The organism is Nocardia sp. CY41 (genome assembly GCF_009829325.1).
Lineage (GTDB): Bacteria > Actinomycetota > Actinomycetes > Mycobacteriales > Mycobacteriaceae > Nocardia.
This window is the reverse complement of the sequence record NZ_VUOS01000005.1, coordinates 47,406-62,970: the sequence shown is the minus strand read 5'-3', so window position 1 is coordinate 62,970 and position 15,565 is coordinate 47,406. Positions and strand designations below refer to the sequence as shown.

18 protein-coding genes are annotated in these 15,565 nt (G+C 68.3%); 7 read left to right on the top strand and 11 right to left on the bottom strand.

The window, feature by feature from the left end; all coding sequences use genetic code 11:
• Window positions 1-163: 163 nt before the first annotated feature.
• Window positions 164-598 (bottom strand): YbaB/EbfC family nucleoid-associated protein, encoded by a 435-nt coding sequence (locus GVY64_RS05620; RefSeq protein WP_159839471.1) that lies wholly within the window; start codon window positions 596-598, stop codon window positions 164-166.
• Between the two features lie 153 nt (window positions 599-751).
• Window positions 752-2,437 (bottom strand): WXG100 family type VII secretion target, encoded by a 1,686-nt coding sequence (locus GVY64_RS05615; protein WP_159839469.1) that lies wholly within the window; start codon window positions 2,435-2,437, stop codon window positions 752-754.
• Window positions 2,438-2,814: 377 nt separating this feature from the next.
• Between GVY64_RS05615 and GVY64_RS05610 the strand changes: the two genes are divergently transcribed.
• Window positions 2,815-3,282 (top strand): NUDIX hydrolase, encoded by a 468-nt coding sequence (locus GVY64_RS05610; protein ID WP_159839467.1) that lies wholly within the window; start codon window positions 2,815-2,817, stop codon window positions 3,280-3,282.
• Window positions 3,189-3,440, top strand: coding sequence for a DUF397 domain-containing protein (locus GVY64_RS39050; protein ID WP_442939533.1), 252 nt, complete (start codon window positions 3,189-3,191; stop codon window positions 3,438-3,440). Before GVY64_RS05610 ends, GVY64_RS39050 begins: the two co-directional genes overlap by 94 nt.
• A gap of 94 nt (window positions 3,441-3,534) precedes the next feature.
• On the opposite strand, the gene GVY64_RS05600 is transcribed toward GVY64_RS39050, so the two are convergent.
• The 4 genes from GVY64_RS05600 to sdhC all read right to left on the bottom strand — a co-directional run bounded on the left by GVY64_RS05600 (window position 3,535) and on the right by sdhC (window position 7,006).
• Window positions 3,535-4,308, bottom strand: coding sequence for a succinate dehydrogenase iron-sulfur subunit (locus GVY64_RS05600; protein WP_159839463.1), 774 nt, complete (start codon window positions 4,306-4,308; stop codon window positions 3,535-3,537).
• Window positions 4,308-6,077, bottom strand: coding sequence for a succinate dehydrogenase flavoprotein subunit (gene sdhA, locus GVY64_RS05595; protein ID WP_159839461.1), 1,770 nt, complete (start codon window positions 6,075-6,077; stop codon window positions 4,308-4,310). Before sdhA ends, GVY64_RS05600 begins: the two co-directional genes overlap by 1 nt.
• 16 nt (window positions 6,078-6,093) lie before the next feature.
• A complete protein-coding gene (locus GVY64_RS05590; RefSeq protein WP_159839459.1) occupies window positions 6,094-6,525 on the bottom strand; it encodes a succinate dehydrogenase hydrophobic membrane anchor subunit in 432 nt (143 codons plus the stop codon).
• Window positions 6,526-6,607: 82 nt separating this feature from the next.
• Complete coding sequence (gene sdhC / locus GVY64_RS05585; RefSeq protein ID WP_083863252.1) at window positions 6,608-7,006, bottom strand: succinate dehydrogenase, cytochrome b556 subunit; 399 nt, start codon at window positions 7,004-7,006, stop codon at window positions 6,608-6,610.
• Window positions 7,007-7,281: 275 nt separating this feature from the next.
• Between sdhC and GVY64_RS05580 the strand changes: the two genes are divergently transcribed.
• The 4 genes from GVY64_RS05580 to GVY64_RS05565 all read left to right on the top strand — a co-directional run bounded on the left by GVY64_RS05580 (window position 7,282) and on the right by GVY64_RS05565 (window position 11,379).
• Window positions 7,282-7,683 carry a cytidine deaminase gene (locus GVY64_RS05580; protein WP_159839457.1) on the top strand — a complete coding sequence of 134 codons (402 nt, stop codon included), beginning with the start codon at window positions 7,282-7,284 and terminating at the stop codon, window positions 7,681-7,683.
• Window positions 7,684-7,752: 69 nt separating this feature from the next.
• On the top strand, window positions 7,753-9,042 hold the full coding sequence (locus tag GVY64_RS05575; protein ID WP_159839455.1) for a thymidine phosphorylase: 1,290 nt from the start codon (window positions 7,753-7,755) through the stop codon (window positions 9,040-9,042).
• 521 nt (window positions 9,043-9,563) lie between these two features.
• Window positions 9,564-10,661: an adenosine deaminase gene (locus tag GVY64_RS05570; RefSeq protein ID WP_159839453.1), complete on the top strand. Its 1,098-nt coding sequence runs from the start codon at window positions 9,564-9,566 to the stop codon at window positions 10,659-10,661.
• Between the two features lie 61 nt (window positions 10,662-10,722).
• Window positions 10,723-11,379 (top strand): hypothetical protein, encoded by a 657-nt coding sequence (locus GVY64_RS05565; protein WP_159839451.1) that lies wholly within the window; start codon window positions 10,723-10,725, stop codon window positions 11,377-11,379.
• Here the strand turns inward: GVY64_RS05565 and GVY64_RS05560 are convergent, their stop codons facing one another.
• The 5 genes from GVY64_RS05560 to GVY64_RS05540 are packed head-to-tail and all read right to left on the bottom strand — an operon-like array spanning window position 11,380 to window position 14,800.
• Window positions 11,380-12,642: a primosomal protein gene (locus GVY64_RS05560; protein ID WP_159839449.1), complete on the bottom strand. Its 1,263-nt coding sequence runs from the start codon at window positions 12,640-12,642 to the stop codon at window positions 11,380-11,382.
• 26 nt (window positions 12,643-12,668) lie between these two features.
• Window positions 12,669-13,016 carry a YbaB/EbfC family nucleoid-associated protein gene (locus GVY64_RS05555; RefSeq protein ID WP_159839447.1) on the bottom strand — a complete coding sequence of 116 codons (348 nt, stop codon included), beginning with the start codon at window positions 13,014-13,016 and terminating at the stop codon, window positions 12,669-12,671.
• Window positions 13,013-13,354, bottom strand: a complete 342-nt coding sequence (locus GVY64_RS05550; RefSeq protein ID WP_159839445.1) for a hypothetical protein — start codon at window positions 13,352-13,354, stop codon at window positions 13,013-13,015. The genes GVY64_RS05555 and GVY64_RS05550 overlap by 4 nt, the downstream gene beginning before the upstream one ends.
• Complete coding sequence (locus GVY64_RS05545; protein WP_159839443.1) at window positions 13,351-14,460, bottom strand: C40 family peptidase; 1,110 nt, start codon at window positions 14,458-14,460, stop codon at window positions 13,351-13,353. Before GVY64_RS05545 ends, GVY64_RS05550 begins: the two co-directional genes overlap by 4 nt.
• Before the next feature lie 4 nt (window positions 14,461-14,464).
• Window positions 14,465-14,800, bottom strand: a complete 336-nt coding sequence (locus GVY64_RS05540; RefSeq protein WP_442939528.1) for a type VII secretion target — start codon at window positions 14,798-14,800, stop codon at window positions 14,465-14,467.
• 129 nt (window positions 14,801-14,929) lie between these two features.
• On the opposite strand from GVY64_RS05540, the gene upp reads away from it, so the two are divergent.
• Entirely contained in the window at window positions 14,930-15,553 is a 624-nt protein-coding gene (upp, locus tag GVY64_RS05535) for a uracil phosphoribosyltransferase (RefSeq protein WP_159839441.1), read from the top strand.
• The last annotated feature ends 12 nt before the right edge of the window (window positions 15,554-15,565 follow it).

The window sequence follows — 15,565 nt, the reverse complement described above, 5'->3', positions numbered from 1 at the left end:
GTGTGCTCGCGTCTGTCGATGCGTATCCGGCAAGCGGCTCCGTGAACGCTACTGCTGCCGCCGTCGCACGGTCGCACCCGAATCCCATGCCCTTCCGCCGGGGGGAAGTTCCACTCCGGTCGTCGGCAGGTACGCAGCATCGTCTGCACTACGCGCCCCGGTGCTACCTCGGGGTGTCTTTGTTGTCCCCGCGGAAGAAGGCGCGAATCTCGTTGAGGCTGGGGGCACCCGGGGAGATATCGGGCAGGTCGGGCAGGTCGTCGAAGTCGGCGTCGAGGGGTGCGGCGAGGGTCTCGGCCTGCTGCTGCGCCCGGTGCGCCGCGGCCCGAGTGGCGTCCACGATCGCCCTGCTCAACTGCTCCGGTGTCTGGCGCATTGCCGCGGCCGTGAGGCGCAGGTCCGTCAGCACGCCGGCGGCGTCCACGGTCACCTCTACCGATTGGTCGGGAGAACTCGCCTGCGTGCGCGCATTTTCCAATTCTCGGAACACATCGGCGAGCCGGCCCTGCTGACGTTCGAAGGAGTCGAGGAGATGTTCGAGCTGGTTGCGCATGCCGTTGTTGGCCGAGCGTAGGCCTTCGCGCTCCCATCGATCCATGCCACAACCTTCCGACTCGAAATCGTCAGCGGGCAGCGTCGACCGCGGACCTCCGAACGTGCCCATAATGATGACCGACAGGTGCGTGGCAACTTTCACCGCTGGTGGGAAGGGGGGAGAATCAGACACCGTCCGCTCAAGCGGTAACGGGTCTCATTGCCGGTCCGGCAACGCCGCACGCGACATCACCACCAGCAACCGACCCAGCACCTTCTGCGGGCCGTTGGCCTCGTCCTCACTCGATTCGACCGCGGCGAATCCCTCGGCCAGCGCCCTGCCCGGAACGAACAGACCCTGCTCGAAACAGTTGTCGCCGAGCTGCGCCCGCCATCGCTTGTAGCCGGCGACCACCCGGCTCAGCGTCTGGCCTCGGGGGTCGTTGATCCGCACGTATTCGGTGATGAGCGCGCGTTGCGCCTCCTTGTGTGCCCGGAACCCGCCGGTGAGGTCGATCGCGGCGCCGAGTTCCCGCAGGATCGCGGCATACATCGGGCGCCGTGGAGGACCGGATCGGGTCGTCGTCCGGGAACGGCCCGCCAACTTCCGAGGATCGATCACAGCAGCCTGTGCCAGCACGATCCAGGGCGCCATCTCCCCCGATTGCTTTTCCTTGCTGCGATCCTCGATGGCAGAGAGCGAATCCGTCCCGTCCCGGATCTCGATTCCGCGCACGACCGGGATCCGCGGGAGGACGGTGTCGACAGCATCGGCGATGTCCTGGACCGTTGCCGCGGCGATACCCGCCGCGTCGAATCCGACGATTTCGATGTTGTGCCGAGCGGACATCTCCCGAGCGATCCGCATGGCCTCGGCATCGGTTGCTCGGCCCGCCCGCACGTCCGCAGGTTTCGGGGCCCGTTTCTGCGGGGGCCGAGCTCGCTCCGGTTTCTTGCCCGCGGGCGGGCGGTCCGGGGTGCGTGGAGGAGATACCCGAGGCGGGGTTTCGTTCGCCGGCGCGCCCGAAGGGCTCGGCGGCTTCGCCCAAGGGGTGCCCGCCCCGTTACGCGTCCACGGCGTATTCGCCGACGGCTTGCCGGAGTCGTTGCGGCCGTCCGTCATCGTCGGTGGACCCGCCTGCTGCCTCGTCGGTGTATTCGCCGGCGCTCCCTGTCGCTCTGCGCCGTTACCGGGCGTCGTCGGCGACCCGGTCTCGGCTGCCGGGGGTTGGTCGCCGGATTTGTTCTCGGGCGATTCGGTTTCTGGAGAATTGCTCGTCGAATCGTCCTGCTGCCCGGATTCCGGAGGTTGCTGTCCGGACTCCACGGGTTGCTGGCCTGGTGTCGGGGGCTGCTGGCCGGAGCTCGGGGGTTGCTGTCCGGATGCCGGGGGTCGCTGTGCATCGACGCTGCCGCGGGCGTCCGGGGTGTCCGGCTGCGGACGGGCGGAGTCTCCGTTCGACGGGCGATCGGACGTGCCCGGCGCCCGTGCGGCATCGTCTGTGGGGCCGAGGGATTCCCTGGGCGTCTGCGGAATGGGTCCTGCCGGCCGGTTCCGGCTCGGTGCGTTCGGGTACGGGATGCCATCGTCGGTCGAGTTCCGGATGTTCCGCCGGCCGTAGTGGTCCCCGTCCTCGAACGCATCGGCCGCATGCTTCATCGCGGAACTCATCGCCCGGATGTCCGCGACGAGGTCGTCGAACCCCTCCAACGTACGGTCGGCGCCGGGCTTGTAGGTGTGGGCGAACGTCTCGCCGGCTTCGTCGTCACCCCAGAACTCACCCTCGTCGGCGAGCGCCGCCTTCAGTTCGTTCGCCATCCGTTCGGCGTCTTCGGCCGCCTGCCGCAACTCCGCCGCCGATTCGCGCAGCTGGGCCGGGTCGACCGACAGTGATTCGGCCACGCAACCCCCTAGGTCGATATCGAGACGGCCGTCTTCAGCTGCTGAACAGGACGTCGCGCATCGGCGAACCGCCACGCGCGAGGTTGACTCCGGCCGGAGCATAAGCGACGTTCGCTGGTGTTCCCGTCGGCGGGAACGTGGCGGCCACGTCACAAATGGCGAAAGGCCGCCACCATCTTGGGAATGGCGGCGGCCTTCGCCGTTCGGTGAGTGTTGCACAGACAACAGCAGGGACGCCATGATCACGCCCGCGTTCACACACCCATTGCACACACCTGCCCGAGCTGCGCGTCTTACCCATGACGGCATGTGCGCGGTCTCCTGGAACCGGGAAACGGTCGAAGAACGGCCGGACGAGTGGCCGGTAGTTTCCAGGGATGAGTTTCAGGCTGGCGGCCTACGCCCTGTGCATCGAGGACGGGCAGGTGCTGCTCGCCCGTCATACACCGCCGAGCGGCGGGTTCATCTGGACACTCCCCGGTGGCAGGGTCGAGCACGGGGAGGATCCGTTCGATACGGTGACCCGGGAGCTCGCCGAAGAAACCGGCTGCCACGGCATCGTCGAACGCCTGCTCGGAGTGGATTCGCGGGTCATCCCCGCAGCCGCCGCGCGCGCCGGAACCGAACACCAGAATGTCGGAATCTTCTACGGGGTCCACATCACCGGCGGTCATCTCCGGCCTGAACCCAATGGAAACACCGCCGAGTCGGTCTGGACTCCGATCCCCGACGTCGAGGGCCTCCGCCGGTCATCGCTCGTCGATATAGGCCTCACCCTGGCTCAGACCCTTCCGGCAACCGGCCACGTCGCTCCTGTCCCGGTTGGCGGCTTGATACAGCACTGAGCACGAAGAGCTACAGCGGCGGTGACATGGAATGTGCCGAGGCCGCCTTTCTCCCGAGCGACCTTGTCGCGGTGCGGGATTCGAAGAACCCCTCCGGCCGTGCGCTGGTGTTTTCCGCAAGGGGATCGGTCGGCTTTCGTCGCCGTGGCCAGCCGTGACGGATTCGACTGCTGACGACTGTTACGCGAAACGGCGAAGGCCGCCTTCATCGCGATGATGAAGGCGGCCTTCGGTTTCGGCTGGGCCGAGAAATCAGCGGGTGAAGAGCAAGGCTCGTTTGACTTCTTGGATGGCCTTGGTGACCTCGATGCCGCGGGGGCAGGCGTCGGTGCAGTTGAAGGTGGTGCGGCAGCGCCAGACGCCTTCGACGTCGTTGAGGATGTCGAGGCGCTCGCGAGCGCCTTCGTCGCGGCTGTCGAAGATGAAGCGGTGGGCGTTCACGATCGCGGCCGGGCCGAAGTAGCTGCCGTCGCTCCAGTACACGGGGCAGGAGGTGGTGCAGCAGGCGCACAGGATGCACTTGGTGGTGTCGTCGAACCGGGCGCGGTCGGCCTGGCTCTGGATGCGCTCGCGGGTGGGTTCGTTACCCGAGGTGATCAGGTAGGGCTTCACCGCGCGGAAGGCGTCGAAGAACGGCTCCATATTCACCACGAGGTCCTTCTCCACGGGCAGGCCGCGGATCGGCTCGACGGTGACGGTGATCGACTTGCCGCCCTTGGGCAGCATGTCCTTCATCAGCACCTTGCAGGCCAGCCGGTTGACGCCGTTGATCCGCATGGCATCCGAACCACACACGCCGTGCGCGCAGGAACGGCGGAAGGTGAGCGTGCCGTCCAGGTAGGACTTGATGTAGATCAGCACGTTCAGGAAGCGGTCGGTCGGCAGGACCGGCACCTGGAAGGACTCCCAGTGCGCGCCCTTGTCGTCCTCCGGGTTGAACCGGGCCACCTTGACGGTGATCATCACCGAGCCCTCGGGGACCGGAGCGGGCTTCTGCGAAGAGGGTGCTTCGGCAACTGCAGTCATCAGTACTTACGCTCCATCGGCTCGTAACGGGTCTGCACCACCGGCTTGAAGTCCAGGCGGATGTCCGAAAGGAGCTCCGAGCCCTCCTTGTAGGCCATCGTGTGGCGCATGAAGTTCACGTCGTCGCGGTCCGGGTAGTCCTCGCGGGCGTGGCCGCCGCGCGATTCCTTGCGGTTGAGCGCGCCGACCACGGTGACCTCGGCCAGTTCGAGCAGGAAGCCGAGCTCGACGGCCTCGAGCAAGTCGCTGTTGTAACGCTTGCCCTTGTCCTGCACGGTGATCCGCGCGTAGCGCTCCTTGAGCGCGTGGATGTCGGTGAGCGCCTGCTTGAGCGTGTCCTCGGTGCGGAACACCGAAGCGTTGTTGTCCATCGACCGCTGCAGTTCGGTGCGGATGTCGGCGACCCGCTCGTCGCCGTGCTCGCTCAGCAGCTGGGCCAGCCAGTCCTGCACCATCTGCGCCGGGTTCTCCGGCAGCTCGACGAACTCGCTGCGCTGTGCGTACTCCGCGGCGGCGATGCCGGCGCGGCGGCCGAACACGTTGATGTCCAGCAGCGAGTTGGTGCCCAGACGGTTGGCGCCGTGCACCGAGACGCACGCGCACTCGCCTGCGGCGTACAGCCCGGGGACGATGTCGCTGTTGTTGCGCAGCACCTCGCCGCGGATGCGAGTGGGGATGCCGCCCATCACGTAGTGACAGGTCGGGAACACGGGCACCAGTTCCTTCACCGGGTCCACGCCGAGGTAGGTGCGGGAGAACTCGGTGATGTCGGGCAGCTTCTCCTCGAGCACGTCCTCGCCGAGGTGGGTCACGTCGATGTAGACGTAGTCCTTGTTCGGTCCCGCGCCACGGCCCTCCAGCACCTCGAGCACCATCGAGCGGGCGACGATGTCGCGCGGCGCGAGGTCCTTGATGGTGGGGGCGTAGCGCTCCATGAACCGCTCGCCGTCGGCGTTGCGCAGGATGCCGCCCTCGCCGCGGACGGCCTCGGAGATCAGGATGCCGAGCCCGGCCAGGCCCGTCGGATGGAACTGGTGGAACTCCATGTCCTCCAGCGGCAGGCCCTTGCGGAACACGATCGCCATGCCGTCGCCGGTCAGGGTGTGCGCGTTCGAGGTGGTCTTGTACATCCGGCCCGAGCCGCCGGTGGCGAACACGATCGACTTGGCGTGGAAGACGTGCAGTTCACCGGTGGCCAGCTCGTAGGCGACGACGCCGGTCGCGACCGGGCCGCGATCGGTCTCGCTGAGCACCAGGTCCAGCACGTAGAACTCGTTGAAGAACTCCACGTCGTGCTTGACGCAGTTCTGGTACAGCGTCTGCAGGATCATGTGGCCGGTGCGGTCGGCGGCGTAGCACGCCCGGCGGACCGGGGCCTTGCCGTGATCGCGGGTGTGGCCGCCGAAGCGCCGCTGGTCGATCTTGCCTTCGGGGGTCCGGTTGAACGGCAGGCCCATCTTCTCCAGGTCGAGCACGGCGTCGATGGCCTCTTTGGCCATGATCTCCGCGGCGTCCTGGTCGACCAGGTAGTCACCACCCTTGACGGTGTCGAAGGTGTGCCATTCCCAGTTGTCCTCTTCGACGTTGGCCAACGCGGCGCACATGCCGCCCTGGGCCGCGCCGGTGTGGCTGCGGGTCGGGTACAGCTTGGTCAGCACCGCCGTCCGAGCACGCGGGCCGGCCTCGATCGCGGCGCGCATGCCCGCGCCACCCGCGCCGACGATGACGACGTCGTAGCGGTGCTCCTGGACAGGACGAGATTCACTCATGCGAGGGGGCCTGTTCCTAACTGATGTTGGGGTCGAAGGTGAAGATGACGTAGGTGCCCACGCCCATGATCAGAATCATCGACACGGCAAGCAGGGTCTTGAGCCAGAAGCGGGTCGAGTCCTTGCGGGAGTAGTCGTCGATGACCGTGCGCAGGCCGTTGCCGCCGTGCAACTGCGCCAACCACAGCATGGTCAGGTCCCAGAACTGCCAGAACGGGCTGGACCAGCGGCCCGCGACGAAGGCGAAGTTGAGTCGCTTCACGCCGCCGTCGAGCAGCAGCATGATCGTCATGTGGCCGAGCACCAGCACGATCAGCAGCAGGCCGGAGAAGCGCATGAACAACCAGGCGTACTTCTCGAAGTTGTTGCTCGAGCGCGCGCGCGGCGAGCGCGGCAGGTCCAGGCTGGCCGGACGGTCGTACGACTTACCGATGACAGGTGCGCTCATGCCTCCACCTCGCTGGCGCTCGTTTGCGGCATGACCGCACTGGCGGCTGTGTTCATGGGTCGCTCGCTTCGCTCGCTCATGATCAGTGCTCCGTGAACAGGTAGAAGAACTGGCGCCCGATCGCCGGAACGGCCAGCAGGAACCAGATCGCGAGGATGATCCAGAGCATCAGGCGCTGGTACTTCGGGCCCTTGGACCAGAAGTCCACCAGGATCACGCGGACGCCGTTGAGCGCGTGGAACAGGACGACGACGACCAGGCCCATCTCCATCAACGCCACGATGGGCGTCTTGTAGGTCTCGATCGCTTCGTTGTAGGTGTCCGGGCTCACGCGCACCAGGGCGGTGTCCAGCACGTGGACGAAGAGGAAGAAGAAGATGGTGACGCCGGTGATCCGGTGCAGCGCCCACGACCACATTCCGGGGTCGCCTCGGTACAGCGTCTTCCGCTTCGGCTGGGCCGGAGCTTCAATCGTGGTCATAGAGTGCGGTGCCTCCAACGTCGTTGATGGACCCGGTCGCAGGTCCGACGCCGACGGCGTGGCGGGCGAATGCCCAGGTGGCTGTACTCCGGCCCGTCGCAGGAACCTGAACCGATCTGTTCTGGACTCTAATCCTCCAGCAATCCCGGAACTAATTCGGCGTACCGTGCGTTGCGCGACAGTCGATCGGGTTAGGCTTACCTTTCTTGTTCGGTGCGGGGTTCCGTCGTGGCCCTCGCGCGGCCGTGATCGGGTCGGTCGGAGAGAGGTTCCCTGTGTCGGAAATCGACTGGAAATTGTTGCGTGACAACGCATTTCGAGTAATGCAGAATGCCTATGCGCCGTACTCGCGGTTTCCGGTCGGCGCCGCCGCTCTCAGCGCCGATGGCCGCGTGGTGAGCGGTTGCAATGTGGAAAATGTCTCATACGGATTGGGCCTGTGTGCCGAATGTGTACTCGTCGGTAACTATATTTCGGGCGGCGGGGGTCGTCTGGTGGCCGTCTCGGTGGCGGATTCGCGCGGGGAGATCCTCATGCCTTGCGGGCGCTGCCGCCAGCTGCTCCACGAGCACGGCGGGGGCGATCTCCTCGTCGATCACAAGGACGGGCCGATGCCCTTGCGCGCGCTGCTGCCGGACGCGTTCGGCCCCGACGACCTGGATGCCGGCCAGGTGTAGCGAGTCCATTCGGTTGCGTCCCATCGGCGAGAACCCGGGCGTTGGGCGGCCCATGCCAGACTGGCGACCGTGACGGCTCTGGACGCGGTTTCGATCATCACCACCAAACGCGACGGCGGGGAGCTGTCGGACGCGCAGATCGACTGGGTGGTCGACGGGTTCACCCGCGGCGCGGTGGCCGACGAGCAGATGTCGGCCCTGGCCATGGCGATCTTCTGGCGCGGGATGACCCGACGTGAGACGGCGCGGTGGACCGCCGCGATGATCGCCTCCGGGCAGCGCATGGACTTCGCCGACCTGCCCCGCCCGACCGTGGACAAGCACTCGACCGGCGGGGTGGGCGACAAGATCACGCTCCCGCTGGCCCCGCTGGTCGCCGCGTGCGGCGCCGCGGTGCCGCAATTGTCCGGGCGCGGTCTCGGCCACACCGGCGGCACTCTGGACAAGCTGGAGTCCATTCCCGGCTGGCAGGCGGACGTGCCGACGTCGCGGATGCGCGACCTGCTGACCGACCCCGCCATCGGCGCGGTGATCTGCGCGGCGGGCGCCGATCTCGCGCCCGCGGACCGGCGGCTCTACGCTTTGCGCGACGTCACCGGCACCGTCGAATCGATCCCGCTGATCGCCAGCTCGATCATGAGCAAGAAGATCGCCGAGGGCACCGCCGCGCTGTTGCTCGACGTCAAGGTCGGCTCCGGCGCGTTCTTGAAGACCCTCGACGGCGCCCGCGCCCTGGCGACCGCGATGGTCGAACTCGGCGACGACGCGGGCGTCCGCACGGTCGCGCTGCTCACCGCCATGGACACCCCGCTCGGCCGCACGGCGGGCAACGCGCTGGAAGTCGCGGAATCGGTCGAAGTGCTCGCGGGCGGCGGTCCCGACGACGTCGTGGAGCTGACCATCGCCTTGGCCCGGGAAATGGTCGCGCTGGCCGGGCTCGACGTCGACCCCGCAGACGCGCTGGCCGACGGCCGGGCCATGGACCACTGGCGCGCGATGATCCACGCCCAAGGCGGTGACCCGGACGCGCCCCTGCCCACCGCGAGACACACCGAGACCGTGCGCGCCGACGCCGACGGCGTGCTGACCCGGCTCGACGCGCTTGGTGTCGGTGTCGCCGCGTGGCGACTCGGTGCGGGCCGGGCCCGTCAGGGCGATCCCGTTCAGTTCGGTGCGGGCATCGAAATGCACGTGAAGCCGGGCGGTGCCGTGACAGCTGGTCAGCCGCTGCTCACCCTGCACACCGATACCCCCGAGGCGTTCCCCGGAGCCATCGCAGCCTTGCGTGACGCCGTCACCATCGGAACCGATGCCGCGCCCGCGGCGGACCCGCTGATCCTCGACCGCATCGGGTCCTGAGCGATCCGCGAGCACAGGGTTCAGCGCTGTCGCCGGGAATCGTGGCTGATTCGCCGCCCTTCTCGGCTGAATGCCTGCTCGCATGCCGCCTGCTCGGTCGTCTGTCCGCCGCCGTCGCCGGGCGTGACGTCGATAGTGTCCGTGTGCGCCGGTCTCCGGGCATCGAGGCAGTGCATGCGTTTGTGACTACGGTTCGCCGCCCCGGCCCGCGACTCGCCCGGCGCGATGGCGGACGGTGATCACAGCGCCCGGTCCAGGCATCGCACCGCGCGGAATGTGCGCGGACGACTGCGGTCGCCGCGTCGCACCGGGTGGCTGAGCGAGCCGAGCGTGCGGCGGGCCTCCGGTCGACGACCGGGTCGCGGAGCCGTGCGCGTCCCACGGGTGACGGCCCGGTTGGCTGGTGGTGCAGCAACCTGCCGGTGTCCTGCGGTGGACCGGCCCGCATCCGGCGGGCGACGAGATGGTTGTTACGGCCGGACTCGGCTGCCGTTTCGGCGCACTGCGGCTACCGTCGATACATGACTGGACCGATGCCTCTGACTCTCGCCTCGATCCGCCAGGCGCCCAAAGCGCTGCTGCACGACCACCTCGACGGTGGCCTGCGGCCCGCTACGGTGCTCGAACTGGCCGCGCACAGCGGCTACGACGACCTACCCGCCACCGACGAGGCGTCGCTGGCCGCCTGGTTCCGCGACGCGGCCGACAGCGGATCGCTGGAACGCTATCTGGAGACCTTCGCCCACACCGTCGCCGTGATGCAGACACCCGAGGGTCTGCGCCGGGTCGCCCGCGAATGCGCCGAGGATCTGGCCGCCGACGGCGTCGTGTACGCGGAGGTGCGCTTCGCCCCCGAACAGCACTTGGAACGCGGGCTGACGCTGGACGAGGTGGTCGAACACACGCTGGCCGGATTCCGCGAAGGCGAGGCGGTCGCCGCGGAGCGGGGACACCCGATCGTGGTGACCTGTCTGCTCACCGCGATGCGGCACGCGGCGCGCTCGCGGGAGATCGCGGAACTGACGGTCCGCTTCCGCGATCGCGGGGTCGGCGGCTTCGACATCGCGGGTGCGGAAGCCGGTTACCCGCCGAGCAGGCACCTCGACGCGTTCGAATACATGCGCGCGAACAGCGCGCACTTCACCATCCACGCCGGCGAGGCTTTCGGCCTGCCGTCCATTCACGAGGCACTCGCGTTTTGTGGCTGCGACCGGCTCGGCCACGGCGTGCGGATCACCGACGACATCAGCGTGCCCGGCGCGATCGAGGAAGCGCAGCTCGGGCTGGTCGCAAACTATGTCAGGGACATGCGCATCCCGCTGGAGCTGTGCCCGTCGTCGAACGTGCAGACCGGCGCCGTGCCCTCGCTGGACAAGCACCCGTTCGACCTGCTGGCCCGGCTGCGCTTCCGCGTCACGGTCAACACCGACAACCGGCTGATGAGCGACACCAGCATGAGTCAGGAGATGCTCAAGCTGGTCGAGACCTTCGGTTACGGCTGGAGTGACCTCGAGCGGTGGACCATCAACGCCATGAAGTCGGCGTTCATCCCGTTCCCGGAGCGGCTGCGGATCATCGACGACATCATCAAGCCCGGATACGCCGTGCTCATCGGCTAGGACGGCGGCCGGGGAGAACGTTCCGCAGCCGATCGGCAACCAGTTCGCTAGCGTGGCGAACATGGCGACCTTGCGCATTCCCCGGCGGTTCAACGGCCCGCCCGATTCCGGCAACGGTGGCTACGTGGCAGGTCTGCTCGCCGCCCAGCGCGACGAGCGGACGGCCACTGTCATCCTGCGCAGCCCGCCGCCGCTGGAGACGCCGCTGGACGTGCGGGACGAACGGCTCTACGACGGTGACACGCTGATCGCCGAGTCGAAGCCCGGCGAACTCACGCGGGACGCACCGCGTCGGATCGCGTTCGCCGACGCGGCGCAGGCATCGCGCAGCTACACGAGTATCGAGATGTTCGCCTCTTGCTTCGTCTGCGGCAGCGGCCGGGCGGACGGGCTGCGCATCGAACCCGGCCGGGTCGATGAGCACCGCGTGGCCGCGCCGTGGGTGCCCGACGACACCGTGCCGCTGGGGCCGCCGCTGCTGTGGGCCGCGATGGACTGCCCCGGCGGCTGGTCGCTCCCCGGCATGCTCGAGCGTCCGGCACTGCTCGGCTCGATGACCGCCACGGTGCACGGCATCCCCGACGTGGCGGAGCGCTGCGTGGTCGTGGGCGAGTTCCACGGCGAGCAGGGCCGCAAATGCTGGACCTCGACCGCGGTCTACGGCGCCGACGAACGCCTGCTCGGGCAGGCCGAGCAGGTCTGGATCCGGCTGAGCTAGTTACTGCTTGTCGAGCCGGGACTCGAGGTTGCGTTCCAGTTCGCGCCAGGCCTGCGCCTCGGCGGTGAACGGCGGGTTGGGCGCCAACCGGGTGGGGTCGGGATTCAGCAGGTAGGAGACGTACCAGCCCAGCGGGGTGGATTGCGCCAACGCTTGCTCCACCGTGGCGTCGTCGGCGTAGTCGGCGGCGTCGGTGAACAGCTCGACCGCCAAGTCGAGTTGCTCGATGTCGACCGCTTCCGGGCCCTCGGCCAGGTCCTCGGCCAAACCGGGCAGCACGTAGACGTTCTCGTCGGTGACCTCCACCTCCAGCGAGCCGTCCACCGCCGCGGTCTGCACGTCGGCGAAAGTGCTCACCCGCGCCAAGTCGTGCTCGTGATCGTCGGCCAGGTAGCGGGCCAGCGCGCGCTCGGAGGAGAACACCGTGATCGAGCCCTTGGAGCCGAGGAAGATCGGCTCGTCGTCGAGGTAACAGCGCAGCGTGAAGACGCTGCCCTCGGATGTGACGATCTTGACCGGGTCGATGCCGACCTCGTGCCAGAACGACTCGTCCTCGTCCCCGTCGTCTTCTTCGTCTTCCTCGTCGTCGTCGAGGTCGACGGGCTCGAACTCCTCGTCCTCGTCGCTGTCGGCCGCGTCGTCGGCGTCGACCACGTTCTCCTCGGCCGCCAGCAACTCGGCCTCGGCGACCGCGACCGCCTCGGCGTCGACCTCGGGCGTCTGCACGACGGAGTCGATGGCGTCCAGGACGTCGTCCCAGCCTTTGGCGATGGCCGCGCCGATCTGGTCCCACAACTCCTCGCCGTCACGCCCGACGAACGCGCTGACGCCGCCCGGCAGCGCGCCGAGCACCGGGTGGGAACCGAAGAACTTGGTGACCGTCTCCAGTTCGCACACCTCGCCGATGTTGCGCACCATGCCGAGCGTGTCCTCCAGCTCGGCGATGGTGTCGACGTCGGGCTCGCCCGCCGCCAGCTCCGGCACCGCGACCAGATCGAAGGTGAAGTTCTCCTCCGGCTCCAGTTCGACCGCGGAGAGACCGGCGACGACCTTCCACGCCGGATGGTCCACGAGGTCGTTGTCGGCGTTGGTGCGGATGAACGCGGCCAGCTCCGCCACGGACTCGAAACCGTAGAGGGCGTCCTCGTGACCGAGGAACGCCTCCCACTCGTCGTCACCGTCTCGCCAACGCGGTGCCCACAGGGTGACGAGATCGCCGTCGGTCAGGCCGAGCTCGATCGGGACGATGTCTCCAGAAGCCATGTGCGGAAGCCTATCGACCTTCCGCGTCAGGCACTATCCGGCCCGCCCCCATTCGTGCCCGCGGGCGGCTGCCCGGACGGGACGAACGACTCGTTCAGTGTCGCAACGACCTTGGACCGCTGCGCGCCGGCGTCCTCCGCGGCCTGCCTGCACGCCCAGACGATCAGCTGTCCGACCTCGGTCGGCGGCAGCGATGTGACCGATTCCGCCAAGGTCAGACCGACCAAAGCTCCGTCGCTGTTCACCTCGACGCTCACCGCGCCGTCCTCTGAGGTCCACCGTCCGCGCACCTGCTTCAGCCCGTACAGCGCGGCTTCCAGCGCCTCCAGTTTCTGGGTGGCCGACGCGACCAGGGCGTCCATTTCCGCACTCATACCGGCCTCATCCAGCTCGTCGGTCCCGTGTCCGCGTCATCGATCCGGTCGAGCTCGTCCACCGCCTGCTGGCGGGTGGGCAGGCCGAGCCGGTCGAGGATGTCCGAGGGCATGCCCGCCTCGGCGAGCAGTTCGCGCCGCCGCGCCCGCGCCGCGATCGCGGACCGCTGGGTGAGCCGCAGGATCTCGTTCGCGAGCGACTGTGCGCCGTAACGGTATTCGCTGCGCTCGAACTTGATCTCCACCGGCATGCCCTGATCGGTGGCGCGCACCGAAATGGTGCCCGACCGATTGCTGCTCGAGGCCACCGTGACGTTGGGGACTTGGGGTCGGGTCATGCCGTCGGCCTGTAGAAACCGTAGAAGTCCATGCCTGAGTTCTCCGTTCGAATCGAGCTGATCTGGACCGGGTCACCCGCCTCGACCAACTGTCCGTTACCGATCACCATGGCCACGTGGCCGTCCCAGATCGCGAGGTCGCCCGGCATCAGGTCACCGGCCGACACCGGCGTGGCCCCGTTGCCCTGGTCGCACGCGAGCCGGGGCAGGTCGACGCCCGCCTCGCCGTAGGCGTACTTGGTGAGCCCACTGCAATCCAATCCCGAGCCCGGGCTGTTGCCGCCCCAGACGTACGGCGTGCCGACAGCGCCGATCGCCGACCGGACCGCCGTGGCCGCCCGCTCGTTGGGCGCCTCCACGACGCTGCCGTCGGGCAGCGTGATCTTCACACCCTTGCCGTCGTCGGGCGCTCCCGACGAACCGGTGTCCGGTTTGGGCGTGCCCGTCGTGCCGGGCGTGCCAGTGGAACTGCGCGAGGACGTCGACTGCAGCGGCGTGGCCATCACGGTGCTCAGCAACGAGCCCGCACCGTTGAGCACGCCGGACGCGGCGGACGCCGCCTGCTGCACGCCTGCGGCGGGCACGCCTGCGAGCGAGGGAGTGGTCGGCGGCGGGGTCAGGTCGTTCATGGACGCGGTGTGCGTCTGCAATTCGTTCTGGACCCGGCCGACGACGGTGAGGGCTTGGTTGAGATGGTCGATCGCGGAGCCGACGAGCACCGTCAGACCTTCCGGTGTCGCCAGGACCGGCCCCATGCTCGCCGCGGTGTTCACGAAGGACTGCGCGATGTCGGTGAGATCCTTCTGTCCCGTCTCGACCTCGCCCGCGGCTTGGTTGACGACCGTCGCCATCTCGTTGCCGCGATCGGAGATGGTGGCCGCGGAGGTCTGCACGCGCAGTGCCTTGGCGGTGGCCGCGTCGGCCGCGCGGCCGTCCCACGCCGCGTTCATGCCGTTGATGCTGTCGCGGCCCATCTGATGGATCTGGTCCACCACGGAGGAAGTGCTGCGCAGCGCGTCGGTGGGACCGCCCGCGGGCAGCACACCGCTGCCGAAGCTGGCGAGCAGATCCAGAATCGGTTGAGCCAGCGCGTTGACATCGATCACGAGCTCACTCCAGTTCGCCGGCCGCGTTCTGCAGCGCGCTCGCGTGGGTGGCGTCGGTCTCGGTGAGGACGGCCGCCGCACCGGTGGCCGCGCCGCCCATGCTGGTCAGCACCGCCGACAACTGGCCGATCGCGGCGACGTGCCCGGCGTGCGCCGCGGCGTAGGCCGCCATGAAGTCGCCACCGATCAGCCCCATGATCGGACCGAGCAACGCGGGCTCCGCCGCTGCGGCGCTCGCCCCGGCCGCCGCCATCTCACCCGCCATGACGTGGGCGGTCGCGCCGTAGGCCGCAATGCCTTCGGTGTCCGCCGACATCTTTCGCATCAGAGCTTCCCCCATCTGTTGTTCCCAGGCAGAGTACGTCATCCACTTGGTTCGACGCGCGCTGTTCCGTTTCGGTTCCGCCGCTTCGGAAAAAAGTCCGGTGGCGTCCGGCGGCGCACCCGCGACCGACCTTATCGTTCCCTCATGCGCACCCACACCGTGGACCATCCACTCGTCGCCGCCCTGCTCACCACGATGCGGGACGAGCGAACGCCGAATCCGGCTTTCCGTGCCGCACTGCGTGATCTGACCGGGATCCTGATCTACGAGGCGCTGCGCGACGCGGAGGTCGAGCGTTTCGAGATCGTCACGCCGGTCGCACCCACCGAGGGTATCCGGCTGGCCCGGCCGCCGTTGCTGGTTCCGGTGCTGCGCGCCGGACTCGGCATGATCGATGCGGCCGCCGAGCTGATCCCCGACGCCCGAATCGGGTTCGTCGGTCTCGCCCGGGACGAGGACACCCACCTGCCGGTGCCCTACATGGAATCGCTGCCCGCCGATCTCGCCGGATTGCCGGTCTTCGTTCTCGACCCGATGCTGGCCACGGGCGGCTCGATGCGGCACACCCTGCAATTGCTCGCCGCGCGCGGCGCCACCGACATCACCGCGGTATGCGTCGTCGCGGCGCCGGAAGGCATTGCGACACTGGCTGACTCCGGTCTGCCCGTGCGGCTGGTGACCGCCGTCGTCGACACGGGCCTGAACGAGAACGCCTACATCGTGCCCGGCCTCGGCGACGCGGGCGACCGGCAGTTCGGCCCGCGCTGAATCTTCCGCGCG

What these genes read in the sequence shown, in the direction of transcription:
- GVY64_RS05550 (WP_159839445.1), bottom strand. Translation starts at nt 13,354, where the DNA reads ATGACCCGACCCCAAGTCCCCAACGTCACGGTGGCCTCGAGCAGCAAT.
- GVY64_RS05600 (WP_159839463.1), bottom strand. Translation starts at nt 4,308, where the DNA reads ATGACTGCAGTTGCCGAAGCACCCTCTTCGCAGAAGCCCGCTCCGGTC.
- GVY64_RS05620 (WP_159839471.1), bottom strand. Translation starts at nt 598, where the DNA reads ATGGATCGATGGGAGCGCGAAGGCCTACGCTCGGCCAACAACGGCATG.
- GVY64_RS05570 (WP_159839453.1), top strand. Translation starts at nt 9,564, where the DNA reads ATGACTGGACCGATGCCTCTGACTCTCGCCTCGATCCGCCAGGCGCCC.
- sdhA (WP_159839461.1), bottom strand. Translation starts at nt 6,077, where the DNA reads ATGAGTGAATCTCGTCCTGTCCAGGAGCACCGCTACGACGTCGTCATC.
- GVY64_RS05590 (WP_159839459.1), bottom strand. Translation starts at nt 6,525, where the DNA reads ATGAGCGCACCTGTCATCGGTAAGTCGTACGACCGTCCGGCCAGCCTG.
- sdhC (WP_083863252.1), bottom strand. Translation starts at nt 7,006, where the DNA reads ATGACCACGATTGAAGCTCCGGCCCAGCCGAAGCGGAAGACGCTGTAC.
- GVY64_RS05560 (WP_159839449.1), bottom strand. Translation starts at nt 12,642, where the DNA reads ATGGCTTCTGGAGACATCGTCCCGATCGAGCTCGGCCTGACCGACGGC.
- upp (WP_159839441.1), top strand. Translation starts at nt 14,930, where the DNA reads ATGCGCACCCACACCGTGGACCATCCACTCGTCGCCGCCCTGCTCACC.
- GVY64_RS05555 (WP_159839447.1), bottom strand. Translation starts at nt 13,016, where the DNA reads ATGAGTGCGGAAATGGACGCCCTGGTCGCGTCGGCCACCCAGAAACTG.
- GVY64_RS05610 (WP_159839467.1), top strand. Translation starts at nt 2,815, where the DNA reads ATGAGTTTCAGGCTGGCGGCCTACGCCCTGTGCATCGAGGACGGGCAG.
- GVY64_RS05565 (WP_159839451.1), top strand. Translation starts at nt 10,723, where the DNA reads ATGGCGACCTTGCGCATTCCCCGGCGGTTCAACGGCCCGCCCGATTCC.
- GVY64_RS05540 (WP_442939528.1), bottom strand. Translation starts at nt 14,800, where the DNA reads ATGGGGGAAGCTCTGATGCGAAAGATGTCGGCGGACACCGAAGGCATT.